This is a genomic window from Aeromonas sp., assembly GCF_050633025.1.
Classification (GTDB): domain Bacteria; phylum Pseudomonadota; class Gammaproteobacteria; order Enterobacterales; family Aeromonadaceae; genus Aeromonas.
Genome location: NZ_JBODRQ010000133.1, coordinates 1 through 9,019, shown reverse-complemented (window position 1 = coordinate 9,019; position 9,019 = coordinate 1). Strand labels below are relative to the sequence as shown.

The 9,019-nt window shown below is 56.3% G+C and carries 6 protein-coding genes and 1 pseudogene; 2 read left to right on the top strand and 5 right to left on the bottom strand.

Annotated features, from left to right (window positions below; all coding sequences use genetic code 11):
* The 3 genes from ACRAUW_RS14905 to ACRAUW_RS14895 form a co-directional block, all read right to left on the bottom strand.
* Positions 1–410, bottom strand: a 410-nt coding sequence (locus ACRAUW_RS14905) for an ABC transporter transmembrane domain-containing protein (protein ID WP_431362904.1), incomplete at its 3' end; no start/stop codon positions are given.
* The gene (locus ACRAUW_RS14900) at positions 407–2,143 is read right to left on the bottom strand and encodes an ABC transporter transmembrane domain-containing protein (RefSeq protein ID WP_431362903.1); all 1,737 of its coding nucleotides are present in this window, start codon (positions 2,141–2,143) and stop codon (positions 407–409) included. The genes ACRAUW_RS14905 and ACRAUW_RS14900, both read right to left, overlap by 4 nt.
* Before the next feature lie 166 nt (positions 2,144–2,309).
* The gene (locus ACRAUW_RS14895; protein WP_431362902.1) at positions 2,310–5,114 is read right to left on the bottom strand and encodes a response regulator; all 2,805 of its coding nucleotides are present in this window, start codon (positions 5,112–5,114) and stop codon (positions 2,310–2,312) included.
* Positions 5,115–5,304: 190 nt separating this feature from the next.
* Between ACRAUW_RS14895 and trxC the strand changes: the two genes are divergently transcribed.
* Both trxC and ACRAUW_RS14885 read left to right on the top strand, forming a co-directional pair.
* The gene (gene trxC / locus ACRAUW_RS14890) at positions 5,305–5,739 is read left to right on the top strand and encodes a thioredoxin TrxC (RefSeq protein WP_431362901.1); all 435 of its coding nucleotides are present in this window, start codon (positions 5,305–5,307) and stop codon (positions 5,737–5,739) included.
* A gap of 161 nt (positions 5,740–5,900) precedes the next feature.
* Positions 5,901–7,286: an SLC13 family permease gene (locus tag ACRAUW_RS14885; RefSeq protein WP_431362900.1), complete on the top strand. Its 1,386-nt coding sequence runs from the start codon at positions 5,901–5,903 to the stop codon at positions 7,284–7,286.
* Positions 7,287–7,404: 118 nt separating this feature from the next.
* Here the strand turns inward: ACRAUW_RS14885 and ACRAUW_RS14880 are convergent.
* Positions 7,405–7,692: pseudogene (locus ACRAUW_RS14880) on the bottom strand (transposase); the annotation flags it as partial.
* 209 nt (positions 7,693–7,901) lie between these two features.
* A partial coding sequence (locus ACRAUW_RS14875; RefSeq protein WP_431362899.1) for a glycogen/starch/alpha-glucan phosphorylase occupies positions 7,902–9,019 on the bottom strand: 1,118 nt, incomplete at its 5' end.

Here is a 9,019-nt window from a genome sequence, read left to right as displayed (position 1 = left end):
ATCACCTGCACATAGAGGTTCATGATCGCCTCGGTGTCGTTGGTGATGCGGGAAATCAGCGAGCCGGATCGATGCTTGTCAAAGTAGCGGGCCGGCAAACGGATGGCGGTAGCAAATACCTGCTCGCGCAGGGTTTGCACCACCGCCTGAGCAATGCGGTTAAAGCGCAGGGATTGCAAATAGAAACCCGCCGCCGACAGCACCTGCAAGCCCAGATAGCCCGCTGCAATCAGGGCTATGGTGGGCAGCACGATATTGCGAGGCGCCAGATAGTCATCGATAAAGAGCTTGATCAGCAGCGGCCCGGCCACTTCGGCGCCGGTAGCAAGCAGCAAACAGATCCCAGCCTGGATCAGCCAGCGAGGATACTGGGCGCAGTAGGCGAGCAGTCGTTTAATGGTCGGATTCACAGGCTCTCCTCCACCGCTTCTTCGAGTCGCTGGTAACGCACCATATCTGCATACCAGCCATTGTGCGCCATCAGGGTACCGTGATGACCCCGCTCGCTGATGGTCCCCTGCTCCAGCACCAGGATCTCGTCAGCCTGCTCCACCGCCGTCATGCGATGGCTGACCAGGATCAGGGTGCGACGATGGGCCTTGAGAGCGTGCAGAATTTGCTGCTCGGTGTGGGCATCCACCGCCGATAGCGCATCATCGAGCACCAGAATGGGCGCCTCCAGCAGCAGGGCGCGGGCAATGGCCAGCCGCTGTTTCTGGCCGCCGGAGAGGGTCACCCCTTTCTCCCCCACCTCGGTCTCATAGCCCTTGGGGAAACGCACGATATCATCGTGGACACAGGCAATGCGCGCCACCCGTTCGACCTCCTCGCGGCTCGCATCGGGTTTGCCGAGGGCAATATTGGCAGCGATGGTGGTGGAAAACAGGAATGGCTCCTGCGGCACATAGGCAAACTGGCTGCGCAGTGTGGCGAGCGGCAACTGGTCAATCGGTACGCCCCCCATAGCTATCGAACCGTGAGTCGGATTGGCAAGGCGCATCAACAGCTTGAGCAGGGAGCTCTTGCCAGCCCCGGTGCGCCCCACCACCCCGAGCATCCCCCCTTGCTTGAGGGTAACGTCGATATCCGCAAGCAGGGTGCGCTGCTCGAGTCGATAGCTCACCCCTTTGATCTGCAAAGGAAAGGCAGAGGTAAACGCGGCCGGCTGGGCGGGCTCTTCGATATCGCTGCGCTCCCCCAGCAGGCTTTCGATACGGGAGTAGGCGGCACTGCCCCGCTCGATGATGTTGAACAGCCAGGCGATGGCAAACATCGGCCAGATCAGCTGGCCGAGGTACATGGTGAAGCTGGTGAGCTCACCCAGGGTCAACTCACCCTGCAGTACCAGCACACTGCCCCCCGCCACCGCGAGGAAGTAGGAGCAACCGATACAGAGATAGATGACCGGATCGAACTTGGCATCGATGCGGGCCACCGCCATATTGCGCTCCCCCGCCTGTTTGGTCAGCTCGGCAAAGCCTTCATCTTCCAGCGATTCAACCGCATAGGATTTCAGCACCCGCACGCCGGAAAGGGCCTCTTGGGTCTTGTTGTTGAGCCTGGAGAAGGCACCTTGCGCCGCCTTGAACTGGGTGTAGATCTGGGTGCCGAAGCGGTTCATGAAATAGGCCATCACCGGCAGCGGCAACAAGGAGACCAGCGTCAACTGCCAGGAGTACTGGCTGCACATGATGGAGAGCACCAATACCCCGACCATGATGGAGTCCACCAGAGTCAGCACCCCTTCGCCAGCGGTCATCTCCACCGCCTGAATGTCATTGGTGGCATGGGCCATCAGATCGCCAGTACGGTGGCGCTGATAAAAATCTGGGCTCATCCGGGTGAAATGGCTGAAAAGGCGATTGCGCAACACATAGGCCAGACGGTAAGAGGCACCGAACAGCATCACCCGCCAGACGTAGCGCAGCAGATAAATCAGCACACCCAGACCAAACAGCCCCGCCAGATAGCGCATCAGGGTGCCATTATCGAGATCCCCTTTGGTGATACCATCCACCACCCAGCCCACCACTTTGGGCGGAATAACGGTCAACAGGGCCACCATCAGCAGCAAGGAGATGGCGGCCAGATAACGGGACCACTGCTCCTTGAAAAACCAGCTCAATCGTAGAAATACGCTCACACCACCAACCTTTAGCGCTCTCTGCCCGTGACCGCTCCAAGGAGCGGCCATCAGAGAAGCCACGCAGAAATAGAAGAATGAAAACAATCGCCTCCGGCTGGAGGCGATTCGAACGAAAGCTCATCATATCCCGAACCGGGATGGTTGAGAATAATTACTATTTAATTCACTGTGACATGCGATCATCACCTGATGAATAGGGATTATACGCATTTTCATGCTGCTCACCGGTCAACAGGAAGTGTGACACCTCTTCCCGGGTCTGGCTGAACACCTGTTGCAACTGCTCCAGATCTGACTCGCTTAGCACCTCGTTTTGCCGCAGGCGCCACTCCAGCTCGCCAGCCACCAATTGCAGACGGGCCGCCGAGATATTGGCCGACACCCCCTTGAGAGTGTGCAGCAGCTTGCTGGCCATTTCGGGTTCCTGGCGGCGCAATGCGGAACGGATCTCCCACAGATCGTCCTTGTGCTCCGACATGAACAGCTTGAACAGGATCTGCAATGCCTCCTTGTCCTGCTCCAGCCGCTTGAGGGCATCCTGCAGATCGAGGATCCCCATCATATCCGGCGGTTTCACCTCCATGATCCCCGCCTGCTCCACCCCTTGCGGCTTTACCCACTGCAGCAGGTTGTTGTAGAGATCCAGCTTGCTCACCGGCTTGGTGACATAGCCATTCATCCCGACACCCAGACAACGATCCTTGTCACCGGGCATAGCACTGGCGGTCAACGCTATGATGGGCACATCGTGCTTGTCGACCATCTTGCGTATCTGGCGGGTGGCATCGAGCCCGTCCAGCACCGGCATCTGCAGATCCATCAGGATCACATCAAAAGGCTGCTCACCGACCCGTTCCACCGCCTCGCGGCCATTGCTGACCACGCACACCACCGCATCGACCCGACGCAGGTATTCGATGATAAGCTGCTGGTTGACCCGGTTGTCCTCCGCCAGCAGCACTCTTGTACCCTGTAGCAAGGATTTGAAATGCAGCTGATCCCCCTGCGCTTCGACCTTGCGCAGGTTAAGTTCGTAGGAGCTGCCGTTGAGCAACTCGTCCACCTTGGCCAGCAGGGCATTTTCGGTCATCGGTTTGGGCAGAAAATGGGTCAGCCCCATGCTATCCATCCGGGCGTGTAGCCCTTCTCTGGCCCAGGCACTGATCATCAGGATGGGGATCCGCCGCCACTGGCTGTGTTGATACATCTCCAACGCCAGATCGAGCCCATCCTCCTGACCCATTCGCCAGTCGAGGATCGCCAACCGAAGATTCGGTCCCTCTTCACGGAGCAGCTGACGGGCGCGGGAAAGGGAGTTAACCGGCAGCACCCGCACACCCGCGCGAGTCAGAATATCCCTGGCCAGTTCTAGCACCAGCTCGTTGTCATCCATCACCATCACCAGCGGCTGGTGCTCGAAGAAGACTTTCCGTCCGGCCACCCCGTAGACCGCCTGCGCCATCGGGATATCGAACTTGAACAGAGAGCCAACTCCAGCTTTGCTCTCTACTGTGATCCGCCCCCCCATCAGCTCGACCAGCCGCTGGGAGATATTCAGACCCAGCCCCGAGCCGCCATATTTGCGGGTATTGCCCGCCTCCAGCTGGGTAAACGCCTGAAACAGTTGGGTCTGCTTCTCTTCGGCAATACCGATGCCGGTATCACGCACACTGAAGCGGATCCGCATCGGATGCTGGTTGGCCAGCTCGATGCATACTTCGACTTCACCGCGTTCGGTAAACTTGATGGCGTTGTTCACCAGATTGACCAGCACTTGCCCCAATCGTAGGGGATCCCCACGCAAGAAAAGCGGTATCTCGGGCGATTTGCGAATGATCACCTCGATATGCTTGCGTTCTGCCAGATCGGCAAACATACCCGCCAGCGAGTCGATCTGCTCGCCAAGATCGAAATCGATCTCCTCCAACGTCAGCTTGCCCGATTCCACCTTGGTCAGATCGAGAATATCGTTAATAAGTAACAGCAAGGTATCGGATGAAGACTTGATTTTGCCCAGATAGTCCCGTTGCTGCTGATCAAGTTCGGTCTGCAGTGCCAGCGAGCTAAAGCCAATAATAGCGTTCATCGGGGTGCGGATCTCGTGGCTCATGTTGGCCAGAAAATCGCTCTTGGCCTGGGCCAGCAAGCCGGTCTGGCGCGACAACTCGCTCAGCTTCTGGTTGCGGCGCCACAGAGTGAAAGCCACCAGCACAAAGCAGATCAAGGCCCCGCACAACACCATCAAATAGAAGCGGTTCATCAAAGAGGAGGCGCGCTCCAGCTTGTCGAGTTTCCAGCGCACCAGACTCTCGCTCACATGCATGTCGATGAGCTGGTAACGCAAGGTGTGATAGGCAATCACCTGCTGGCTCACCTCCTTGCTCAGGCGGATCAGGGTGGCGATATCCGGCAAATCGCCATAACGGGATTGCAACTGCTGCTGCAACTGGTTCAGCGCAGTCTGTTCACGTTTGTCCCAACTGCGCTGTAAATAGCTACTCAGTTGCGCAAGCTCCTCGAGATCGCGATGAAGCGCACTGTCTGACGGGCTTATCCCCCGCACCTTTTTAATCTGGGCCTGCAGGGGCGCATTGAGATACTCGATAGCCATCTCAATGGCATGAAGCTTGGCCAGCGCCATCAGATAGGTGTCTATGTCATCAAGCAGAGCCAGGGAGAGCTCCTCTTGCACCAGCTCGGGATCGCTTCTGACTTCCCGAACAAAACTGTCAAGGGTGATGGATAACTGGTTCAGGCGCTGCTGGACATTGCTGTCATTGGCCTGCTCCCGCCCAAGCAGATAGACGGTATCAACGTTGATCCGGTTCAGCACCACCTCGGCCGCTTCGTTCAGGTTGTGGGCCTGCTGCTGCTGACTGAGCGACTGCCAGCAGTAGCCCGAAAAGGCGAGCAGCAGGGCAACGATCAGCCCTGGCACAGCACGGTTTTTCCGTGATCCTTTATTCATCCCGTCTCGGCTCTCATCTGGTGGTCGCTGAATTATCCGGTTAGGCCATGAACCCTGGGGGGGGGCGTTATTCACTCCGCCGGCCAACGTGTTACCGTTATTGTTCTGATATGTCGCGATTGTTTCGCGATTGCTTCATTCTGGCCCCTCATCATATTCTCAGCCAGCGCAGATATAGAAGGAACCTATTATGTTGTTTATCACTACCTATTGTAGCCACTGCTTTACCAGGAACCGCCTGCCCGCTACCCATATCAATACATCCGCCAAATGCGGGCACTGCAAAGCCCTCCTGTTCGGCCAGACCCCTTGCCTCGGGAAGGTGGATAATTTTGATACCCTGATCAACTCCGATATCCCGGTCGTAATCGATTTCTGGGCCAGCTGGTGCGGCCCCTGCCAACAGTTTGCTCCGGTATTTCATGAGGTTGCCCATGAACTCGAACCACGGATGCGCTTTGTCAAAGTCGATACCGAGCAGCAGAGCACCATTGCTGCCCGTTACGCCATTCGCAGCATCCCCACCCTGATGGTCTTCAAACAGGGCAAACTGGTGAACCAGATAAATGGCTCTTTGCCCAAGAGCATGTTCAAACAGTGGCTGGAAACGTTTCTGGATGTTTGATTTATGCTTCATCAATATTTTATTTATGTGCTTATTTTCTCATTTTTATCAATGCGTGTGTGAATCGAGGCTGATTTTCAACATGTGCTCCTGTTTCAAACAAGTAAACACATGTAATGTTGGCAACACAAAAACAACCTCAAGTTAACCGAGAGAACGTTATGCACACACCCGCTGTACCCTCTGTTCCTGCTCGCTGGCTGGACATCAAATCAGGGATCGTCATCCTGGATGTCCTGCTACTTTGTGCCATGCTGGCTTGGCTCCCGTTTGACCCCATGGTCAATAAGGGGCTGGGCATTCTGGTCTTTATCGCTATCCTCTGGCTGACCGAAGCGGTGAACATCACTATTACCGCTATCTCCATTCCGGTACTTGCCACCCTGCTCGGGGTGTTTGAAATGAGCAAGTCGTTGACCGACTTCGCCAACCCGGTGCTGTTCCTCTTTTTTGGCGGTTTTGCCCTGGCGGCAGCACTCTCCAAGCAGGGGCTGGACACCCAGATTGCCGGTAAAGTAATGCAGATCGCCAAGGGACACCTTGGCTGGGCTGCCATAGTACTCTTCACTATTACTGCTGCACTCTCCATGTGGATCAGCAATACCGCCACCGCCGCCATGATGATGCCACTTGCGATAGGTATGCTGACTCACCTCGATAGTAAAAAAGATCGCGCTACCTTCGTCTTCGTACTGCTGGGTATCGCCTACAGCGCCAGTATTGGCGGCATCGGCACCCTGGTAGGTAGCCCGCCCAATGCCATTGCTGCAGCCCAGATGGGGCTGGGGTTCACTGACTGGCTGAAATTTGGCATTCCTGTTGTCCTCATCTTCATGCCAGTAGGCATCGGCCTGCTCTATCTGGTAACCCGCCCCAACCTCTCCCATCAGGTCAGCACCGAGCGAGTGACCATAGAGTGGACTGGCCAACGCAAGGTGACCATGCTGATCTTTCTGACCACAGTGCTGTTGTGGGTTGGCTCCCAACCTATTGCCCAGGCTCTGGGAGGAATACCTCAATTTGATACACTGATCGCCATGGGGGCCATCATCGCCATCGCCGTCAGCCGGGTGGCCAGCTGGGATGATATCAATCAGAACACCGACTGGGGCGTACTGATGCTGTTTGGTGGCGGCTTGACCCTGAGTAGCATCCTGAAGCAGACCGGGGCCAACGCCTTCCTGGCGGAGCACCTCTCCAGCGCTCTGGCTACCATGCCGATATTCGTCATCCTGCTCTGTCTGGCCACCTTTGTGGTGTTTCTGACCGAGCTGGTCTCCAACACCGCTACCGCTGCGCTGCTGGTACCGCTATTTGCCGGAGTCGCAGAGGCTCTGGGCGTCTCTCCCATCGTTGTCTCAGTGCTGATCGCTGTCGGCGCCTCCTGCGCTTTCATGCTGCCAGTGGCCACCCCGCCCAATGCCATCGTCTTCGCGAGCGGCCATATCAAGCAGCGGGAAATGATGCGGGCCGGCCTGGTGCTGAACTTGGTATTCACCGTCATTTTAACCCTGCTTGCCTATTTTATGGGCGACATACTCCATTGAGTTACTGCCAAGGCCCCCGATGGGGCCTTCAGACTGCTGAAAAACCCCCTCTTATTCAATGAGGGGGTTCTTTTTTAGCTCGGCACCAAGCGACCCGTCATTGGCTGACAAGTAGGTCTACTTCTGAGCAAAGTACGTGGCGGCCTTTTATGATGTCGCGCTCCATGTTGGCTTGTGCGAAAGCTTTGCGTAGCCGGGCCACTTCAGCCTCCAGCTCGGCGACAGAACGCGCTCCGGGAATGGCCGATGTATTCTTTCCTCCCTTGGCTGCGACCACCCAGTTGCTCAGTGTGCCTTTGGCAATACCCAACCTTCTGGCGGCTTCAGCTTGGCCAAGGCCTTGCTCCAACACCAGTCGAACCGCCTCTGCCCGAAACTCTGGTGAATAGTGTTCTCTCGATTTCATTCAATACCCCCGATTGTCTCATCGTAACAATCGGGACTGTCTGTGAAAATCAGGATACCTCTAGAGGACGGAGCGCTGTTTGGCACAGCATCACGGGACCGGTATTCGCGTTATCCCCACGAGCCCAAAAAAGAACCCCCGCTTTGAAAAAGAGGGGGTTCTTCAGCGCTCTGAAGCCCCCGTATCACGGGGGCTTGATCTCGGGTTTATTAACCGATATTGCAGGGCTTCAATTTCCAGATCCGATCCACATAGTCCTGAATGGAGCGGTCTGAATTGAACTTACCCATGGTAGCCGAGTTGATGATCACCTTCTTCGCCCACAAAGCCGGATCCCGATACCAGGTATCGATCAGCTTGTGTGCATCCGAGTAGGACTGAAAGTCCGCCAAGGTCAGGTAAGGGTCACCCCCTTCCAGCAAGGAACGCTTGATGGCGGCCAGCTCACCCGGACGACCCGGCGTGAAGTAGTCGGTATCAAACCAGTCCAGTACGGCTTTAAGCTCGGAGTTCGCATAGTAGAAGTCGTACGGGTTGTAACCGCGTGCCTTCAGCGACTTCACCTCATCCACGTTCAGACCGAAGATGGCGCAATTTTCGGCTCCCGCCTCTTCAGCGATCTCAATGTTGGCTCCATCCAGCGTCCCGACAGTGATCGCACCGTTGAGTGCCATCTTCATGTTGCCGGTACCGGACGCTTCATAACCAGCAGTAGAGATCTGCTCGGAGACATCTGCCGCCGGGATCAGCTTCTCGGCCAGGCTCACGCGGTAGTTCGGCATGAACACCACTTTAAGCTTGCCCTGGATGCGGGTGTCATTGTTGACTCGATCCGCCAACTTGTTGATGGCATAGATGATATCTTTGGCCAGCTTGTAACCGGGTGCCGCTTTGGAGCCGAAGATGAATACGCGCGGATGCATGTCATAGTCCGGGTTAGCCAGCAGACGGCGATAGAGCGCCATGATGTGGATAAGGTTCAGCTGCTGACGCTTGTACTCGTGAAGACGTTTGATCTGGACATCGAAAATCGCCTCGGCACTGACATCGATACCCGTTTCGTCCTTGATGACCTTGACCAGCTTCTCCTTGTTGTGACGCTTGATGGTCATGAACTGCTGCTGGAACGCTTTGTCATCGGCAAATTTCTCTACACCACGCAGCTTGTCCAGTTGCAGCGGCCACTCCTTGCCCACCACCTCGTTATAGAGTGCAGCCAGTTCCGGGTTACAGGCTAGCAGCCAGCGACGCGGGGTTACCCCGTTGGTCACATTGCACATTTTTTCCGGCCACAGCTCGGCATACTCGGGGAAGAGATCTTCCTTGA

What these genes read in the sequence shown, in the direction of transcription:
- ACRAUW_RS14895 (WP_431362902.1), bottom strand. Translation starts at nt 5,114, where the DNA reads ATGAATAAAGGATCACGGAAAAACCGTGCTGTGCCAGGGCTGATCGTT.
- trxC (WP_431362901.1), top strand. Translation starts at nt 5,305, where the DNA reads ATGTTGTTTATCACTACCTATTGTAGCCACTGCTTTACCAGGAACCGC.
- ACRAUW_RS14885 (WP_431362900.1), top strand. Translation starts at nt 5,901, where the DNA reads ATGCACACACCCGCTGTACCCTCTGTTCCTGCTCGCTGGCTGGACATC.